Source organism: Pantanalinema rosaneae CENA516, assembly GCF_050753385.1.
Taxonomy (GTDB): domain Bacteria; phylum Cyanobacteriota; class Cyanobacteriia; order Leptolyngbyales; family Leptolyngbyaceae; genus Pantanalinema; species Pantanalinema rosaneae.
This window is the reverse complement of record NZ_JBLZFZ010000071.1, coordinates 17,956-36,581: the sequence shown is the minus strand read 5'-3', so window position 1 is coordinate 36,581 and position 18,626 is coordinate 17,956. Positions and strand designations below refer to the sequence as shown.

Below are 18,626 nucleotides of genomic sequence, written 5' to 3'. Positions count from 1 at the left end.
AGATGTGTATAAGAGACAGAGATAGGGGAGATAGGGGAGATAGGGGAGATAGGGGGAGAAAATCCTCTGCCTCATCTGCCCCATCCTCCTCATCTGCCCCACCCTCCTCATCTGCCTTACCTCCCCCACCCACCTCATCCTCCTCATCAGCCCTCGATCGCCTCACGGTCTGTGTCTCCTCCCAGGTCGGTTGCCCAATGGCATGTGATTTTTGTGCGACGGGGAAAGGCGGATTTATCCGTAATCTGGCAACCCATGAGATTGTCGATCAGGTATTGACGGTGCAGGAGGAGTTCCAGCATCGGGTCAGCAATATTGTGTTTATGGGGATGGGAGAACCGTTGCTGAACTCGGATCATGTCCTGGCAGCGGTGCGGTGTTTGAATCAGGATGTGGGGATTGGACAACGGCAAATCACGATTTCTACTGTGGGGATTCCCGGTCGAATTCGGCGGCTGGCAGACCAGCATTTACAAGCCACGTTAGCCGTGAGCCTCCATGCCCCCAATCAGAGTTTGCGAGAACAACTGATTCCCAGTGCCCGTCACTATCCGCTAGAAAGTTTGCTAGAGGAATGCCGGGACTATGTGCAGATGACCGGACGACGGGTGACATTTGAATACATTTTGTTAGCCGGATTAAACGATCGCCCAGAACACGCGATCGAACTGGCAACCCATCTGCGTGGCTTCCAAAGTCACGTCAATCTGATTCCCTATAACCCAATTCAGGAAGTGGATTATCAGCGTCCGGATGGGCAACGAATTCAGGCGTTTGTAGCTGCCTTAAAGGCACATCATATTGCTGTGAGTGTGCGCTATTCACGCGGGTTAACCGCCGATGCCGCCTGTGGACAGCTACGAGCCTCAATGACGCGTTCCTAAGGAAATTCCAGGGGCATAGGCCTCAATCACATTACCTGTAGTGGAGCAAGTCACCATGAGATAATCGCAGGCTGGGCATTGAGTCCGAATCGAGCGATCGCGATGAAAGTGATAGCGTTCTGCACCACTACCACAGTTAGGACAACAAACTTGGATCAATGTGTCCATGCTATTAAAGGTATTTTCAGCAATTAGATCGTGAAACATTTGTTATTAATTTGCGGATAAACAACCAACCAAATCCTGTCAACCACTCCCCACAACAGCACATCAGGCAAACATTCCCAACCCTAAAGATGAAAAAATTTAATTAAAATTTAAGGTTCTTTTTACACGATTTGCCTGATTGCAATTTATTACACAAACTAATAGATTAGTTGCTTTTCTATTATGTCTAGCTTGTTCTTAATTGGCAATCAAACCTGAGAGATAATTTGGCTTAACACTATCAATTTCATGTAAACTCAATCAGTTCTTGCTGATCCCCATCCTGTCAAGGGAGAGAGTACCTTGCTCAAATTGTATTCAAAGCTCCTATTTTGGTTATTGTTCTAATTGGCAAATTAGCATTAGGGTGGCACAAATCAGGATGGGATTGAGCATAATGATTGCCATGTTTCAGCACTTTGGTAGTGGAAACAATTGCTGCAATCAGCCCCAGGGTAGTCAGGTGAAGGATGACCCAAAATGTTAAGATGCTGTAACGATCACAGAGATCATTCTGGCTCGATCGATTCTCTCCATGTCTATTCGATCCGCGCTGTGATCTCCTTCATACCCACCGATTGATTCCTGTTATGCCCTTGTCAACGCCCAGTTCCCCGACTCCCGCTTCACCCCAACCACCCCAGCCTGACCCGTCCTCAACTCCGACGATCGCCGTCTCTCTGCAAGGCGTTTACAAAGAGTACAACACCGTTCCAGTGGTCAATAACCTGTCCTTCGAGATCAAGGCGGGGGAAATGTTTGGCTTGTTAGGTCCGAATGGTGCCGGAAAATCGACCACAATTCGGATGCTGACTACCTTGACTAAGCCCACCCAGGGCAGCATTCAGGTGGCGGGACATGATGTGGTACATGAGCAATGGCAGGTGCGGCAGCGGATTGGAGTGGTGCTCCAGCAACTCAGTGTTGATAACGATCTGTCTGTTTGGGAAAACATGGAGTTTCATGGTCGCATGCACCATATTCCCCAAGCTCGGCGGCAACCGGAAATCGATCGCTGGTTGGAGTATGTGGAATTAGCAGATCGGCGCGACGATCGGGTGAAAACCCTCTCCGGTGGCATGAAACGACGGCTGCAAATCGCCAGAGCGTTACTCCACCAGCCGGACATTCTGTTTTTAGATGAACCCACCGTAGGATTGGATCCGCAAACTCGGCGGCGATTGTGGGAAATTATCCGCGATCTGAATAAACAGGGCATGACGATGCTGCTGACCACGCACTATATGGATGAGGTGGAATACCTGTGTGATCGGATTGGGATTATGGATGCGGGTCACCTGATCGAACTGGGGACGCTTGCCGAGTTCCGCCAGAAACACGGTGAGGGCATGGTAATGCAGCAACAGGGCGATCGCTGGGACTACCGTTTCTTCCCGACCTTGGAAGCCGCTAACACCTATCTGGATCAGCAACCCGATAAGACGGGCATGATGGTGCGCCCCTCTAACCTGGAGGATATTTTTGTGGAACTGACAGGACGGAATTTGGATTAATGCCAGTAGCGATCGTTACTTAAAATTATGTAAACTTTTATTAATCGTTTTCAGCTACGAAGGAATCCGCCTGTGACAACGCAATCTGGATTTGGCAAGCCAAAAGCTACAAAACAACCCTCCAAGCAAGCCGCCAAACGGTCTGAAGCAGCGAAACAATATGACCAGATGAAAGCCGATGGGTTACCGGAATTTACCATCTTCATTCGGATTCAGGGCAAGAATAATTGGTATCCCGTCGGATCGATCGCCGTAACCCGCAGCAATCAAATTAATCACGCCATTTTTGACCAGGAAGCGACCCTGTTACAGGGAGCCTTTCGCCTGTTTCCGATTCTCCGCAAGCACCAAAATCAACTGGAATATGGCTATCGGTTGAAGCAATTTACCGACGAACCGATTCAACTGGCGACCAAACCCTCAGCCAGCGCCGGAAATGTGATTCAAACATCGTTGAATCAGGTGAAAGACCGCCTGAGCGGATTATTCCAACGGAAATAGCGGAATTTCTAGATAGAAGCTAGTCTGGTTGTTGGCACTTTCCAGGCGAATCGTGATCCCCAATTGCTCCGCGAGTTTTTTCACCAGCGCCAATCCTAAGCCAGTCCCGCTGTATTTCCAGGGATCGTTATTGGGAATGCGATAAAACCGATCGAAAATGCGATCGCGTTCAGCCAGTGGAATCTCGACTCCAGAGTTGGCAACACACAATAGAATCGTCTCCGTCAGTGCCTCGACGGACAGCGTAATCTGTTCTCCGGCAGGCGTGTATTTACAGGCATTGGTCAGCAGTTCCAGCAATATACGTTGTAAGTAGGACAGATCCGTCGTCAGGGTAGGCAGGTGATCGGGAACAGTCAGGACGATCGTGTGTTGCTGCTGTTGCGCCCGTTCCATAAACGGTTCTACTAAATGCGGTAGCCATAGTGCCAGATTGATCCCCGTTAACATCAGTGGTTCTGTTTGGGCATCCAATCGCGTTAGTTCCAGCAAATCATCGATCAAAGTAATTTCACGCTGGCACTCTTGCTTCAAAATCTGAAAATACTGTTCCGACTGCCGCAGTGAGGTTAGCAGGGTAGATGGTACAGGTAGCGCATCGGCGGCGGGTTGCACCATGGTCTCTATGCGACCCGACTTCTCTGGATCAAACAGAGTCAACTCCAACATTTGAATCGCCAGTTGAATACTCGCCATCGGCGTTCGCAGTTCATGGGAGATCGTATTGAGAAAATCATCTTTGAGTTGATTCAACCGTTCCAACTCCTGCACCTGAGCCTGGGCGGCCTGGTACAGCCGAGATTGGCGGAGCGCGATCGCGCAATGGGTGGCAACTTGTTGAACTAAGCGAATTTCTGCGGCTTCAAACACCTCTGTAGTTGGCTTAAACAACCACATATCCCCCAACACCCCCCGCTCATCCATTAAGGGACAAACCAAGACTGTGACAGGTTGGAGGAGGGTTTCGCGTTTTTCACACCAAACACAACACTGGACTGAATGACCTTGCAGCACTTGGGTATACAGGTCATGCCGATCGCCATCCAGCGCGATCGTCGCTCCCACCGCCGACTTCACTCCAGAACGAATGGATTCATAACAAATGGTGGAGGTTTTCGTCTCCAGGTCATACAGCGCCGCATCACAGGCATTAATCATCAGTCCAGTGGTCAACTCTTCCACTGCCGTCTGCAAAATTTGCCCTTCATCCAAACTATCCCGCACCCGATCGGTAATACGTTTGAGTAAGGCTTCAAATTCTAAGGCTCGTTGGAGCTTGGCTGTCCGCTCCTGCACCTGTCCTTCCAAACTGGTATTCAGTACCTGCACTTGTTGATACAGTTCCGATTGCTGAATCGCAATGCCTACCTGTACCGCCAGTTGGCGCAGCAAATCAATTTCCATAGGTTGCCACGGTCTGCTTCTCTGACAATGTTGGGCAACCAGCAATCCCCATAACCGATGGGAGTTAGGCACTGCGGCGGCTGTCGTTTGAGCCACGACGTTGTCTAACGGGTAGGACTGTTCACTCACCACAATTCCCACAATCAGCGATGCCTGTACTTGCAGCGATCGCAATAACTCGATGTAGGAATCTGGTTGCGGAGTGGCATTAATGTTGGCGATCGCCTGCACCTGTCCCTGTAAGTAAGCCTCCAAACAGGATTCCTGTTCCAGTCCTTGATGCTGAATCCGTTTACCGAGAATACTGAAGGTCGGTGAAGCTACAGACTCTACCATGACCCGCCCACTCTGATCGGGATCGATGGAATAAATCAACGTGCGATCGACCTGAAGTAAGCGCCGTACCTCCTCTACCGTAGTATGCAAAATGTCAGCCAAGTTTAGGGATTGGCGAATCCGCTGGGTCATGTCCCCGATTAAACGTTCGTGTTCGGCTTGTTGGCGTAATGCCATTTCTGCCAGCTTCCGGTCTGCCAGTTCGGATTGCACCTGGGCATACAAATCTGCTTGATGAATGGCGATCGCCAACTGGTTAGCAATTTGCTGTAATAACTCTGCCTCGGTTGTCTGCCACTGACGTTGCTCTGCACAGGCATGAACCACCAGTAACCCCCAGACTCGGGGTTGGGTCGATCGCTCGGTCATCGGATCCACCGATTCCTGATTATCCTGCACGATCGGAGCCACCATTTTAGATTTGACTCTGGCTCCCTGCATAAATTCGGTCAGACAGTCTGCCCAGCGATCGGTAGTCACATCCGACACAATCCGGGGTTGGGCTTGACAGTAGTACTGATAACACTCGGCTGGAAAACATTGATCCTGCCAGTACCGTTTCAGAGTTTCAGGATAGTCTGCCAGGACGGCTTCCTTAATCACCATGCCCACCCCATCCGCCAGCAGTTGAAAGATCAACACCCGATCGGCTTGCAATAGTTGCCGCACTTCATTAACGGCTGTGGTGAGAATTTCATTCAAATCCAACGATTGTCGAATACGTTGGGTAATGCGGCTAATCACCTGCTCTAGCTCAATTCGGTGCCGCAGTTCCGCCTCGACTCGACAGCGATCGCTAATATCCTGTACCAGGGCAAACATCACCGTATGCTGAGCCGAGCCAGCAGGTTGAGCAATCTGTTGCCATTCACAATAAATCAACTGCCCATCCCGGCGGTGATTATGGGTTGTATAACAGACGGGCGCAGACCCCTTGGCTGATTGCTCCCGGCTTTGCTGCACCGTTGCCCAATCGGTAGCATCAACGATCGCCAGCGATTGCCAGGACCTTCCCAGCACCGCTTCCGCCTGCCAGCCAAAAATCTGTTCTGCTTGCTGAGACCAGAGTGTAACCCGAAAATCGGCATCCCAACCGACGACTCCTAATGCCGACTGCTCCACATGCAGGGATAACAGTTGATAGAGTTGTTGGCATTCATTCCCCGTCAGGGAACCTTCCAACTGATGTTCAGACCAGCCCCGAAGTTGCAGCAGATTCGGTACATCGTCCTGAAACATACAGTGAGATTGGATGTCAGCGATCGCGGGCTGAGGGCTTGCCGTTGATAATGGATCAACCCTCTGGCTATCACCAGCACTCGTGACTGACTCAGGGGAATTCATTATGAATGATCAAGCAATAGTTGGCACAATTCACTCTGGCACAGGTAGGGGTAGAGAAGTTGTTTAGGCTTAACTCTCTTAGAGTGCCCGATTCTGTTGCAGCCTCGACATAAAAACAGGTGGTTTTAATTTAGCGATATGTCGATATTCTGACCCGATTGCCTATATTTCATGGCTAAGAGGGCGTTTGAAAAGTCACAATCGTTATCTGAACTGCCCCCCTAACCCCCCAATTCTGGGGGGAACCGGATTCAAAGTCCCCCAGAATTGGGGGATTTAGGGGGCTAGTGCAATCGTTTTGATACTTTTAAAACATCCTCTAAGTTCACTGTTAAATCGTCCTGCATGGTTTGGTGGGTATTTGTCAACAACGCTGCCAGGTAAAGCCTTAGCGTTGAACGAATTTGGGGATTCAGGTGATAGATTTGACTACCGTGACGAGAGAATAATTGCCCTGAACTGAGCGCTTGAATATCAGGATGTTGTTGAGACAGGGGAGTTAGCCAATCAATCTCGGGAGCCGTGGTCACTAACCCCTCAGGCAGTTGTCCTTCTAGTCGGGAAAGAATTGCCGCCTGGTACAGGGATAAATCCACGCCCTGCTGCTCTAGAACCTGGAAGATCTGTCCTACGGGTAGAGGTTGATCGGGTAAATGGTGCACTATTTGATCAAGCAGAAAATACTCATTGGGCTGGTGCTGCTGAGTATCAAAGACTTTAGGGTAAATCGGTAAACGAGCTAATCCTAATGACAGCGATCGATCGCGATGAAAGGGAATAATTGTGGCGTGGGGCAATTTCTGCTGGAGCCATAGTGCGATCGAGGTCATTTGGGTTGTTCCTCCCCAGCAAATCACCTGTTGAATGGTTTCTGTGGTTGCCCCGGCTTGATGCAGTAATAGATTCAGTTCCCGATTTAACTGTTGCAGATAGGGTAAAACCACCCGGTGGTGCCAATCTCGCTGGCTTAAAGACCACTGTTGCCGCTCCAGAGTAAAGTTCACCTGATGTTGTTGGGATAAATGGGGTTTGGCTGTGCGTACCGCGTTGACTAACTCGCGACCTAGCCATGTACTTTCTAGTTGTTGTTGGAGTCGGTAGCGAGTGGGCAGGTCGGGTTCACCCGGTAACGGTAAATCCAGGTGGTCTAACCCCAGCTTTTCCCACCCTCGGGTTGTGGAATAGAGGAGCTGGCAAATAATATCCTGATCGATCGCCTGACCAGCATACGCCAAACTCCGGAGATGGCAATCCCCTCGACTGGGAGGATCGACCGTTGATGGCAAGGTTGTCAGGAGGAGTTGTGTGGTCGTCGCGCCAGCACTAATCACCACTGTCATGCCAGCCATGAGTGGCAATGTTGTCGAAACAGGGGTAGCCGCAAGCTGGGTCAAAAGGGCGGCGATCGGGTCTTCGAGAAACACCACTTGCTCCGGGCGCTCCACCAGTCCAGTCGTTAGAATTGCCTCCCGCACATTGAACCGATAGGCCTCTGACCAACCCGTTGGCTGACTCACCACGACCCCCGCTAATTGCTGCAAAGCCGCTTGAGCCTGTTCCGAGCTTAATCCTTCAACCAGACAGGGCAACTCAGGGGCAGTACCGGGATTAAGGGGAGCCAACAGCCTGATCAAGGCTTGCTGGAACCAGCCCAAAGTAATTGCCCAATCATTTGACCATTGAATCACCGGCTCCCAGGTTTGGGTTGACGGCGAAAAGTAAGGAATTGCCAAATTCAGGTAATGCTTGAAGTCATGGAGCAGGAGCCCGGTGGGGATGGAGCCTAATGATTCTGCCTCCGATCGCGTCAGGGCAGCATGACCCACGGTAATCGTTGCAGTGGGTGCTTGTCCCGGTTGATCGGCGGTCAGGTAAGCGATCGGCGCTTGGTGTGCCGCCACAGTGAGCCGGTGTTGCTCTAGCTTTGACCACCCGATCGGATAAGTCTGACCTGTACGGCGATCGCATAGGGTAGCTGAAATGGCGGTAGTCCCGAGATCTAACCCCAGATACCACTGATCACGCTCAAAACGGGTAGCTCCTGCCGCGATCGGGCGATCAGCGTTGGAAACCTCGGGGCTTTGGGCGCTTAACGGGTCTTCTTTTTTTTTTCTGGCGCTGACGGGTTAGCTTCGGGTGGACTGGTTGCTCCCGGCTCCGCTGGCAACCCTAACAAACTTTCAAATGCCTCATCTAAGGTTAAAGCATCCACAACTGCCGTATTGTTAGCAGGAGCCGTTTTAGTTGGCGGCTCGACGAACAAGTCATCCATACCTTCCAGCGTAAAAGCTGCCAGTTCTTCCACCGTAGGCGATAGCGGATCGACTGGAACTGGTGTGAGTTCGGTCGGTTGCCTAAATAAATCATCCATCTCCGCCAGAGGTTCGGATGCGGGTAATGCTTCGCTAGTTTCAGGGGCGATCGGGGTAGCAACGGGCGGCGCATCCCCAAACAGATCTTCAATACTGCCAGCCAAGGGGTCTGTCTGGGTGGTACCACTGGCTTCGGTCGATCGTGATATCACTTCATCAAACAAGTGATCGATCCGCTCCAGCGTTGGCACATAGGAAGATGGCGGCTCATCTGGGGTAGATGGTGTGGGCTCAGATATTGGATTAACCTGGGTTGACTCAACCGCAGGAGCATTCTCAAACAGACCATCCATTCCCGCTAAGGTGAACGGGGGCTGAGATGGAGTTGTTTTTGCAAACCTGAGACTGCTGCTCCCTGACGACTGATTCCGATTAAATAGATTCTCGATATTCTCCTGGGTAAATGGAGAATCTACGGCTGGTGCAGGTTCTGGGACTTCTGGAGTCACAACTGGGGCAGTTGGCTCGGTGCTAGCCGCGATCGCTGGCACATCTTCAAACAGGCTATCCATGCCTTCCAGCGTGAACGGTAGCGGCTCCTGTGGCACGACGGGGGTGACTAAGGCAGGGGGAGAATCGACTGGCTCGGCATCCCCAAATAAATCATTCATCCCTTCCAGGGTAAAAGCTGGAGTTGCCGCGATCGGGGATTCTGGAATCGCTACCGCCAACTCCTCCAGCGATTCCTCCTGCCAGCTTGCTTCGCTGGATGCCTCCTCCAGTGCCATGCCAAACTCCTCTAGCGATGGTTCACTCTCGGATAACGGGGCTACTGGAACAGCCGCCGCAAACTCTTCCAGGGATGGCTCTGGCTCCGCGATCGCCATGCCAAACTCCTCTAGCGATGGTTCATCCGCTGTCGGCACTTCTGGGAGGACGGTAGCAAAATCCTCCAGGGACAACTCAGCATAGGAGATTTCTGGCTCTACTTCGGTTTGGGCTTCGGGCAGGGAATCAGCAAATTCCTGCAATGATGCCTCTTGCCAACCAGCTTCACTGGGATCTGCCTCTGGTTTCGGCGTTACCGGAGCGGCGATCGTCCAGTCATCCAGGGTTAAACCAAAATTCTCCTCACTACTATCACTGCCTAATAGCTGCGTCGCCTGGTCTGCCATCGCTTCCAGATTCGACAAATCAGCACTCAAGCGGTTCAACAGGGCTTCATCCAGATCCAAATTGAAATCCAGATCATCGTCTAGTGAGTTGGTGGGCAGCAGATCTTCTTCAGGAGCTGCCAAAATGTAGACATCATCCGAACTCCGGGGTTCTGAGGCGGCCAAACCCTGACCAACCGGAAGATTAATCTCCAGATCTAAAGAAGTACCAGTGGGCAGATCGGTGATAGCAGGGGGGCGATCGCCAGAAGACATCTCTGGCAGTGGTTCAGCAATGCTGGGCTGGCTTGGCTCAAATAGTAGCTCGGTCAATTCGGTCAGCGAGCCAACTTGCTCGGGAACTTCGGTCTCCACCTCTAATGTTGCCAGGTCAGCCGACTCTAGATCGATCTCCAGAGCCGCAACTGACTCCGAACGAGCGATCGCATCCTGTTCATCAAAAAAGCTATCTAAAAAGTTAGGTTCTGGTAACCATGCTTCGGGAGGTGCTTCAGGGGCAACGGGGGTATCGACAACCTGGGCTTCAGGCAAGTCAGGTTCTGGTTCACGCTCTGGAGTGGGTAGATCCTCGATCGGACTGGCTTCGGGGGTTGGGGTGCCAAACAAGACATCCTCTAGGGAAGACTCTGGTTCCAGGGATAACTCAAATAAATCATCATTTAATAACAAATCGGAGTCTACCCCCAGATCCGGCAGTGACGACATCACATCTGCCGCCTCAAATTCAGGGAATTCCAGACCAGCCTCAGTCGCCAGAAATTCAGGTATCTCTGTCTCCCCAGCCTGTTCCCCGATCGGGGGCTCGGGTAGAGATGACTCAAGCTCCGGCGGCGTGACCGTCTCCCTGCCAAAAAAGCTTTCATAAAACTCGTCTAACTCATCCCTAGCATCCTCAGGCAGATGGGTGGGCTGCTCAGGTAAAGTTTCGGTGGCGGGAGACGGAGCCAGTATGCGATCGAGGGTTGCCTCCGCCGCCGCGATCGATCCCGTTTGGGTCTGATCCTGTAACTCCTGGCTCAATTGCTCCAGCAGCTTTAGGGCAGCATCGATATCTTCGGTATCCTCCTCGGTTACACCCCCTAGTTCTGCTTCAGCCAATGGCGCAGCCACACCCTCAAGGGCAGTTTCCGCCTCGGTGGATATGGTGGGTAGATCGGTTAAGGCATCGGGTGAAAATAGTTCCGTACTGCCGACGGCATTTTCATCGGTCAGGTTGAGATCCAGGCTGAGCAGGGCATCCAGATTACTAACATCTACCTGCCCCAATTCCACCTGGCTTAAATCCAGCGCCGCTAGACTACTTTCACCCAGATCCGGCAGATCCGGCTGGTTTGCCGCACTAACGGACTGTAACCAGGATTCGATCGCCGCATCTACAGGAGTGGGTTCCACAGAACCATTAGGGGGGGGTAGCTCAATTCCCGGATAGGGAAACTCTGGAGTGGCTACCTCAGGCGGCGGGGGAGATGTTGGAGGGGATGCCGCCGGAAATGCCAACAGAGAATCGATCGAATTGGTTTCCAACCCAGCAAACTGTTGCGCCGAGGACTGTAAATAGGAGGAGGCTTCCTGTCCCAGGCGCTGGGCTAAATGATTCAGGAGGGCATTCACCATCACCTCGCCCTGTTGCCCCAGGGTATGGAGGCGATCGACTCCTTGGGTCAATGATTCCTGATAAGCTTGAATACTTTGTTGTAAAGACTCAAATACAACTCTTAACGAAGAGTCCAGCCCCACCAGCAATTGATCCGATCGAGCCTGAAGCGCTTGCAGTTGTTCCAACTGTGGGGTAAGTGCAGGAGATGATTCTGATCCCCCAGTTAGTAAGGGATTGTTGGTCGCAGGCAAGGCTTGATGCCGCAGGCTTTCCAGCGTTTGCGCCACCTGTTGAGCCAGACTCTCCTGCAACCGCCCCATGAGTATCTGTAAAAAATCATTTACCAGTTGCTGCTGGTTAATGGCACTTTGACCTAACTCATAGTGGCGGCGTTGTGCTTCTAATTGCTGGATTTCCTGCGTCAAGGCATCCCGTTGTTGCCGAAGTGACTCCAGATCAGTCCGGAGGGGTTGCATCAAGCTGGTACGGAGGTAGCTCATCTCCTGCATCACCGCCTGCAACATCTGTTGAGGCGTTACCTCATCGGGTTGCCCCCAGCCTGCCGTGGTTTCCATCGGGGGAGAAGACGGTTCCCGGTAGTAGATATCATGCGCGAGCAGATCAGAACGGGGATCTAGTTGTCCTATGGTTCCGGCTCCCTGACGCGTCTGGAAGGCAACCAAATAGTTACGAACCCGCTCTAAAACTTGACGTTGCTGGGTCGCTTCTCCTGACATCACCCAGGGTAGACGGGGAGAGGTTTTTTGGAGAACCGTATCAATTTCAGCGATTAATGCTTGGATTTGATCCTGCTGAGAAGTCACAATGGAACCCTTGACTAGTACTTAGCGGAGGAGGGTTAAGGTGTCGCTGCCATCCCTTTAGCTCAGGCTATTGCTCGCAAACGCTTTTTGGATGTTGGAGCTAGATCCGCCTGGAGCCACCCCGGTCTAAAAGCGCGATCGCCAAAGCGGATCAATCGAACTTGCAGCCGCTTAACCAGAAAATCTGACTCACACTGGGCTGAACCTGAAAGCAACCGGAGAACAAGTGACGGCAAGGAACAGAATTGGGGCAAGTATCCCAATTATATTCTTCCCCTCATAGACTGGTTTTTGACGCACGCTCGACTAAAGTTCCCTACTTTAGATCGATCGCGACAACCAGTAACCAGCTAAAACAGATATCTTGTTGCCAAAAGTGTACGTCAGGAACGCCGAAACGGCACACCTGATCATGGGTTTTCTGAGTCAAAATCGCTGCTAGAAACCATGCCCGATCGTCAAACCCATTATTAGAAACCGGCTGGTTAAAAAGTTACGATTTTTATTAATGGCGTGGCAGGGGGGAGCATCATCTAGGGGCGATCGCAGGGCACAGGTACGTTTACTTAAGTTGGCGATCGCAATTCTTACAGAGTCAATGCTGAATTTGTTCAGGGCTATGTTATGGTTAGCTATGCCAAAGAGGTCTGTCGCTGACATCTAACCTGCTACTGGTTTTTTCAGTGGTCGTTATGGGTGCTCAGCTATGACCAATAAAACCTGAAGCTTCATCCACCCATTTTAAGTTAATCCTCTATTATTTAGTCTGACCTAAAGATTCATCACGCAACTATCCGATGGAAGATCGGTACAGCTCTCGAGATATCCCCCCCAGTGTATCAATTCGTTCCGCTCCTTTCTTTGAAGGGCTACCAGAAGCGGCGGTGGAACAGGCGACAGCCCACGTTGTTGCCCGTAGCCATCCACCCAATCAAGTGATCTTGCTAGAGAACGACTGGGGCAGTTCGGTGTATTTTATCCTCAGCGGTTGGGTTAAAATCCGCACCTATAACCTGGATGGCAAGGAAGTTACCCTAAACATCCTGGGCAAAGGAGAGCTATTCGGCGAAATGGCTCCCCTGGATGAAGTGCCCCGCTCAACCGATGTGATTACCTTAGCGCCTACGGTGATTGGTAATATGCCCGCTCAAGACTTTGTGCGGCTGCTGAATACGGAGCCACAGTCAGGGATTCGCTTGGCAAAACTGATGGCGCGGCGGCTGCGCCAGGTGAACCGCCGTTTACGCCTCCGTGAGTCAGACAGTGTTTCGCGGGTTGCCGACATCTTACTATTCCTGGCAGATGGGCAAGGGAAGACCAGCCAAAAAGGGACTGAAATTCCTAACCTGCCACACCGAGAACTAAGTAGCCTCAGTGGCTTGGCGCGGGAAACCGTGACCCGAGTGTTGAGCAAGTTGGAGAAGAAGGGGTTAATTGTGCGCGATCGCGATGTTCTCTGTATTCCCGACGTACATGCTCTGGAAAAATTGATGCTGTAATGGGTCAGTGGTGGGAGCTAGGTGATTCTCCCTTGCTCCCCTGTCTGTTTAGCTTCTCACGGCTACGGTCGCTGGTTCCAGAATTGGGATCAGCTTTAAGCCAAATTCAGCTTCAAAGCTAATTTTTTTCGAGTCCAGGCTCCACAGTTCCAGGGCACACTCGTCTCCGGGCTGAGTCGCCTGTAGCCGTAGCTTTAACTCCTGCCGATCGGGACTGAGTTGGCAGGTAATTTGCCGAATCGCTCCAATCTGACGGCGATCGAGGGCAACCGCCAACCGTAATAACGCACTCAGTTGCTCGACGACCCGACGGTATTTTTTGCTGGTCAGGTTACGGTAGCTCTCATGCTTCTTTTTGGGATTGCTCTTACGGTGATAACGAGCCAGATTGGCGATCGTTTCGATCTCGATTTCCGTATAGCCCAGTAATTCTCCGTTCCGAATCAGGTAATAGGAATGTTTGTGGTGGGCAGAGTGGCTAATAAAGTGTCCACAGTTATGCAGAATCGCGGCAGCCCAAAGCAGTTCCCGTTCATCGTCACCCCAGCTATGGAGACTGTCTTGAGTCTGGTCAAATAACTTCAGGGCAAATTCTGCTACCCGTTCGCTATAAGGCAGATTAACACAATACTTTTTGGCGGTTTTCAGCACACTCCGTTGCCGTACCGAACTTTGGTAGCGCAACCGATCTTCGATCAAGCCGTGGGTCAGCATCCAATCAACAACTAACCCTTCTCGCAGCGATCGCTCACAAATGGTAATTGCCTCAATGCCCAACAGGGTCATTGCCTCTTGCAGGATCATTGCCCCTGCCAGAATGATCTCCGCCCGCCGATCGTTGATCCCGGCAATTTGGGCACGAGCCGCACAATTCAGCCGCCGTAAGCGATGAATCACCTCCCGTAAATCTTTCAACTGAAAGCTATAGCCATTTAAGGGGGTTGGTACGGTACCCAGATGCTCACGGGCATGGATGGTTGCCAGGGTTTCGATCGTTCCTGATGTGCCCACCATCCGAGGCGATTCCCCCGGTCTGAGATGGGCTCGTAGCTCGTCGATCGGTCGTTCCAACATGCCCCGAATATAAGCTTGCAGGCATTGAAATTCCGAGTCACTAATGGGATCAGTAGTAATGTACTCGGCGGTCAGCCGCACCGCGCCAATTTTGGTACTGCTGAGGGAGCGAGGATCTTGACCATCCCCGAGAACCAATTCTGTGGAGCCACCGCCAATATCAATCAGGATATGGGGCTGGAGATCAAACTCCATCCCCGACAGCACCCCCAGGTAAATCCGGCGGGCTTCCTCTACCCCAGAGATCAAGTTAATCCACAGACCTAATTCGGTTTCCACCTGCTGAAGAAAATCGCGCCCATTGGGAGCTTCCCGCACCGCACTGGTGGCGACGGCAATAATTTGCTCGGCATTCAGACTTTTAGCAATTTCCTGACAACGTTTTAGGGCCGCGATCGCCCGTTGCATGGCCGCCTCGGTCAGATTGCCCGTATCCTTGTCGCGATCGCCCAGGCGTACTGTTGCCTTTTCCCTGGCGATAATTGTAAACGTCGGTAGAGAAGGCTGAACTCGCACCACCACCATGTGAATGGAGTTGGTGCCGACATCAATTGCAGCCAGAATTCGATCGTGCTCCACAACCATAACTTGAGATTTCTATCCAACAGGGATGCGCAATTTTGTCAGAATTCGCGAGGGGCTAGTCGCTGTTCACAGTTGGGCTGACCATCCTAATTGATGAATAGCCAACCCCAAATCTCTTTTCCGGGTTTATTTAAGCATTTTTTCAGATTCCCTTAGAGCCCCTGTTAGGACTCTTCATATCTACTTCAGGTAATCCGGCGTTAGACTCAAAGCACTCCCCCCTCGATCGTAGGAGTGGTAAGTTCAAGAATTTTGTAAAATAATGTAAATATATGTAACCATTCTGATAGATTGAGTCCGAAGCAGACGTTTGATGTGAGGACTCCTCCCAACTGCCGTTACTTGCTGTCTAGTAGTGCTTAACCCGATGTCCCAGCGATTTTCTACCTCCAATGATGGGTCAGTATCCCCGCTGCCTGGTCAGGTTGAAGGTACTCTATGCGTGGATTCCAGCGATGCGAACCAGATTCAAGCGGCGTTTCAGGACAATCAACGGCTCAGAGAACAGATTTCTCGGCAAACTCAACTGATGCACCTGCTCACCCATCAGTTGGCAACACCACTCACCTCTTTAAATGGTTCCGTCCAACTGTTGGCAGAACATGAGTTGAATGCGGCTCAACGGCAAGAGTTTTTGAGTGTGATTCAGCACCAGATCAAACGGTTGCAGGATCTTCTATCTGACCTGATGGCATTGCGAGACTTAGAAACGGGCACTCTGGAAACCCAAGCGGTTGGCTTTCATGTGTTCGATCTGGTCAATGAGGTTGTTGCCAATGTTGCGCCTTATCCCATTACCGTTGAGATCACTGCCGATCTGCCGATGGTTTGGGGCGATCGCTGGCAGGTGTCCCAGGTACTGGTGAATCTGTTGTCCAATGCGATCAAATACTCTCCCAGTGGCAGCGCGATCGTGGTGGGAGCTAAACTCAGCCAGCCCGGTTGGATCGAGGTGTGGGTCAAGGATCAGGGGCTAGGGATTCCAGTTGCCGATCAAGCCCGCTTATTTGAACGTTTTTATCGGGTGAAACATCACGATCGCCAAAGTATTGAAGGGACTGGATTGGGTTTATCCCTGTGTAAGGTATTAGTAGAAAATCAGGGCGGGCAAATTTGGTTTGAGTCTACCCACGGTCAAGGTAGTTGCTTTTACTTCACCCTGCCGATCGCTCCAATTCGCTAAATAACTGATGGTGGCATGAACCGGAAACTGCTGAAGTGGACTGCGATCGCTGGATTCTTGGGGCTGTGTGCGATCGGATTGGTGCAGTCGCGGTTAGCTCAAACGGTTTGGTTGCGCGTTACCAAATCCTGTCCAGACTGTGACCTGGCGACGGTAAATCTGTTTGCCGCCAGCCTCAATCAAGCCAATCTCCAAGCCGCGAATTTAACCAGGAGCAATTTAAGTGAGGTCAACCTGGAGCAGGCGAATTTAGCGGGAGCGAATTTGTCCCATGCCGATCTGAGTCTGGCAAATCTGGCGGGGGCGGATTTGACTGGAGCAAATTTGCAGAATGCCAATCTGAGTGGTGCGATTCTGGCTGGAGCCACCCTGGAAGCCGCTAACTTACAACGAGCCGAACTCATGTTTACGGAGCTAGAGGATGCCAATTTCCGGCAGGCGGATTTGCGATACACAAACTTACACGGCACAGATCTCCTGAATGCCAATCTTGAGGATGCCATAATGTTCGATCATCCCTAAAAATTTAATCTGGTACCAAAGGGGGCAGCGATCGATGCACATCCGTCAGGTTTCAGTGTTCCTGTTTGCGATCGCCCTTGCTTTGGTCTGTTGGTTACCGCTCCGGAGTCAATCGGTTGCCCATCAGTTTTATATTGCTCCTAACGGTAATGATGCGAATCCCGGCACGATCGAACGTCCCTGGGCAACGATTCACCGGGCGGCGGCAGTAGTTAAGGCGGGAGATACCGTATACCTGCGAGATGGCAAATATGTCGTCAGTCAGCAGATTCGTCCCCGTTACTCTGGAACCAAAACCGATTGGATTACTTACACCAGCTATCCGGGGGAACAGGCAACGATCGATGCCAGCCAGATCAAGGTTGCTCCACCGACGGGTCAACCTCCGTTTGAACATGATCAAGGGGCATTTCAAATTGCTGGATTAGGTTATATCCGGATTCGCAATCTGCGTTTGATCAATTCTCATAACGCCGGATTTACGATTCGCGATAGCCACGATATTGAGCTATATAACAACACGATAGACACCACCCTGGCATCGGGAATTGCGATTTGGTGTGACCCGAAACATCGCCAGCGCTGTCAACGCTTCAAAGTGCTCGGCAATACAATCATCAATGCGAATACCCATGACATGGTTTTTCCAGGGTTTTCTCGTGAATGGGAGACTCCCCACGAAGCGTTAACGATCAGTGATGTAGAAAAGTTTGAGGTGGCTTATAACCACATTCATCACAGTGATAAAGAAGGCATTGATGTTAAAGGCAGTAGTCATCACGGTCGGGTACATCATAACTATACCCATAACCTCGATCGCCAGGGATTATATGTTGATGCCTGGGGCAAAACCATTGAGGATGTTGAATTAGACCATAATGTGGTGCATGATTGCCGGGGAGTCGGACTGGCGGTTTCAGTCGAAAATGGTCAATCAGCTAAAGATATTAAAATCCATCACAACTTGATTTATAACAATCCAGGCACTGGCATTTTCTTTTCCCGTTGGGGCGGGGATGGAGCCAGGGAACAAATTCAGGTTTATAACAATACAGTGCATCACAATGGCTATGGTAAACCGAATCCTGGGGAAACCTTTTTTTGGGTGACAGGGGGGCTATTTTTATACACGGCTAATCTGAAAAAGATTGAGATCTACAACAATATTTTTAGTCATAATCAAGCCTTTCAAATGGGTTATAGCGATCGCTATTTAACCGAGGCAAATGCCGCGATCGAGCCAGTGTTTCAACGAAAGCAAATTGCAATTCATCACAACTTAAGTTTTATTCCCCAAATCTTTACCTATCCCCTGCGGGTGGGTTGGCCGCCTAATGATTATGCTCAGGCGTATCAGACCTTGGGGCAATCTGCGATCATGAATGAACCAAAGTTTGTCGATCCCGATACCGGAAATTTTTACCTACAGCCAGGTTCTCCAGCGATCGCCCAGGGGCATGGTAATGATCGTGATCTAGCCAACCGTCGCCCTGATCTGGGAGCCTTTCCAGCCAACGAACCACCGGATCTATGGTGGCAGCACAATTTTCCACCTCAGTTTGATCTGCCGTAGCACAGAACACGATGCTCCAGATGCAGTTTGCCTATGGTATTGATCACACGCTGCTTACCACTCGACTTTAGACTAAATGCAATTTTCCGCTA

At 51.1% G+C, this 18,626-nt stretch carries 13 protein-coding genes; 7 read left to right on the top strand and 6 right to left on the bottom strand.

Annotated elements, in window-relative coordinates; translation table 11 throughout:
* Positions 1–884 (top strand): 23S rRNA (adenine(2503)-C(2))-methyltransferase RlmN (gene rlmN, locus ACN4EK_RS27825; RefSeq protein WP_431661659.1); only part of this gene is annotated, 884 nt, incomplete at its 5' end.
* Here the strand turns inward: rlmN and ACN4EK_RS27820 are convergent.
* Positions 867–1,091 carry a replication restart DNA helicase PriA gene (locus ACN4EK_RS27820; protein WP_431661658.1) on the bottom strand — a complete coding sequence of 75 codons (225 nt, stop codon included), beginning with the start codon at positions 1,089–1,091 and terminating at the stop codon, positions 867–869. The genes rlmN and ACN4EK_RS27820 overlap by 18 nt on opposite strands.
* Positions 1,092–1,681: 590 nt before the next feature.
* Here ACN4EK_RS27820 and ACN4EK_RS27815 point away from each other — a divergent pair.
* On the top strand, positions 1,682–2,605 hold the full coding sequence (locus ACN4EK_RS27815; RefSeq protein ID WP_431661657.1) for an ABC transporter ATP-binding protein: 924 nt from the start codon (positions 1,682–1,684) through the stop codon (positions 2,603–2,605).
* Positions 2,606–2,677: 72 nt separating this feature from the next.
* On the top strand, positions 2,678–3,106 hold the full coding sequence (locus ACN4EK_RS27810; protein WP_431661656.1) for an HHL1-like protein: 429 nt from the start codon (positions 2,678–2,680) through the stop codon (positions 3,104–3,106).
* Here the strand turns inward: ACN4EK_RS27810 and ACN4EK_RS27805 are convergent.
* From ACN4EK_RS27805 to ACN4EK_RS27790, 4 genes are all read right to left on the bottom strand, one after another.
* Positions 3,089–6,190, bottom strand: a complete 3,102-nt coding sequence (locus ACN4EK_RS27805; protein ID WP_431661654.1) for a GAF domain-containing protein — start codon at positions 6,188–6,190, stop codon at positions 3,089–3,091. The genes ACN4EK_RS27810 and ACN4EK_RS27805 overlap by 18 nt on opposite strands.
* Before the next feature lie 284 nt (positions 6,191–6,474).
* Positions 6,475–8,091, bottom strand: coding sequence for an Hsp70 family protein (locus ACN4EK_RS27800; protein WP_431661652.1), 1,617 nt, complete (start codon positions 8,089–8,091; stop codon positions 6,475–6,477).
* Between the two features lie 188 nt (positions 8,092–8,279).
* Positions 8,280–12,098 carry a hypothetical protein gene (locus ACN4EK_RS27795; RefSeq protein ID WP_431661650.1) on the bottom strand — a complete coding sequence of 1,273 codons (3,819 nt, stop codon included), beginning with the start codon at positions 12,096–12,098 and terminating at the stop codon, positions 8,280–8,282.
* A gap of 438 nt (positions 12,099–12,536) precedes the next feature.
* Complete coding sequence (locus ACN4EK_RS27790; RefSeq protein WP_431661649.1) at positions 12,537–12,758, bottom strand: hypothetical protein; 222 nt, start codon at positions 12,756–12,758, stop codon at positions 12,537–12,539.
* A gap of 137 nt (positions 12,759–12,895) precedes the next feature.
* On the opposite strand from ACN4EK_RS27790, the gene ACN4EK_RS27785 reads away from it, so the two are divergent.
* On the top strand, positions 12,896–13,597 hold the full coding sequence (locus ACN4EK_RS27785; RefSeq protein ID WP_431661647.1) for a Crp/Fnr family transcriptional regulator: 702 nt from the start codon (positions 12,896–12,898) through the stop codon (positions 13,595–13,597).
* A gap of 48 nt (positions 13,598–13,645) precedes the next feature.
* Here the strand turns inward: ACN4EK_RS27785 and ACN4EK_RS27780 are convergent, their stop codons facing one another.
* Positions 13,646–15,256: a Ppx/GppA phosphatase family protein gene (locus ACN4EK_RS27780; protein WP_431661646.1), complete on the bottom strand. Its 1,611-nt coding sequence runs from the start codon at positions 15,254–15,256 to the stop codon at positions 13,646–13,648.
* 367 nt (positions 15,257–15,623) lie between these two features.
* Between ACN4EK_RS27780 and ACN4EK_RS27775 the strand changes: the two genes are divergently transcribed.
* From ACN4EK_RS27775 to ACN4EK_RS27765, 3 genes are read left to right on the top strand one after another with little or no spacing between them, the layout of a single operon-like run.
* The gene (locus ACN4EK_RS27775) at positions 15,624–16,439 is read left to right on the top strand and encodes a sensor histidine kinase (RefSeq protein WP_431661644.1); all 816 of its coding nucleotides are present in this window, start codon (positions 15,624–15,626) and stop codon (positions 16,437–16,439) included.
* A gap of 15 nt (positions 16,440–16,454) precedes the next feature.
* Entirely contained in the window at positions 16,455–16,961 is a 507-nt protein-coding gene (locus tag ACN4EK_RS27770; protein WP_431661642.1) for a pentapeptide repeat-containing protein, read from the top strand.
* A gap of 34 nt (positions 16,962–16,995) precedes the next feature.
* Positions 16,996–18,534: a right-handed parallel beta-helix repeat-containing protein gene (locus tag ACN4EK_RS27765; RefSeq protein ID WP_431661641.1), complete on the top strand. Its 1,539-nt coding sequence runs from the start codon at positions 16,996–16,998 to the stop codon at positions 18,532–18,534.
* Positions 18,535–18,626 lie beyond the last annotated feature (92 nt).

Excerpts from the sequence above, each read along its gene's own strand:
- ACN4EK_RS27815 (WP_431661657.1), top strand. The coding sequence starts at position 1,682 with ATGCCCTTGTCAACGCCCAGTTCCCCGACTCCCGCTTCACCCCAACCA.
- ACN4EK_RS27785 (WP_431661647.1), top strand. The coding sequence starts at position 12,896 with ATGGAAGATCGGTACAGCTCTCGAGATATCCCCCCCAGTGTATCAATT.
- ACN4EK_RS27780 (WP_431661646.1), bottom strand. The coding sequence starts at position 15,256 with ATGGTTGTGGAGCACGATCGAATTCTGGCTGCAATTGATGTCGGCACC.
- ACN4EK_RS27790 (WP_431661649.1), bottom strand. The coding sequence starts at position 12,758 with ATGTCAGCGACAGACCTCTTTGGCATAGCTAACCATAACATAGCCCTG.
- ACN4EK_RS27820 (WP_431661658.1), bottom strand. The coding sequence starts at position 1,091 with ATGTTTCACGATCTAATTGCTGAAAATACCTTTAATAGCATGGACACA.
- ACN4EK_RS27765 (WP_431661641.1), top strand. The coding sequence starts at position 16,996 with ATGCACATCCGTCAGGTTTCAGTGTTCCTGTTTGCGATCGCCCTTGCT.
- ACN4EK_RS27775 (WP_431661644.1), top strand. The coding sequence starts at position 15,624 with ATGTCCCAGCGATTTTCTACCTCCAATGATGGGTCAGTATCCCCGCTG.
- ACN4EK_RS27770 (WP_431661642.1), top strand. The coding sequence starts at position 16,455 with ATGAACCGGAAACTGCTGAAGTGGACTGCGATCGCTGGATTCTTGGGG.
- ACN4EK_RS27805 (WP_431661654.1), bottom strand. The coding sequence starts at position 6,190 with ATGAATTCCCCTGAGTCAGTCACGAGTGCTGGTGATAGCCAGAGGGTT.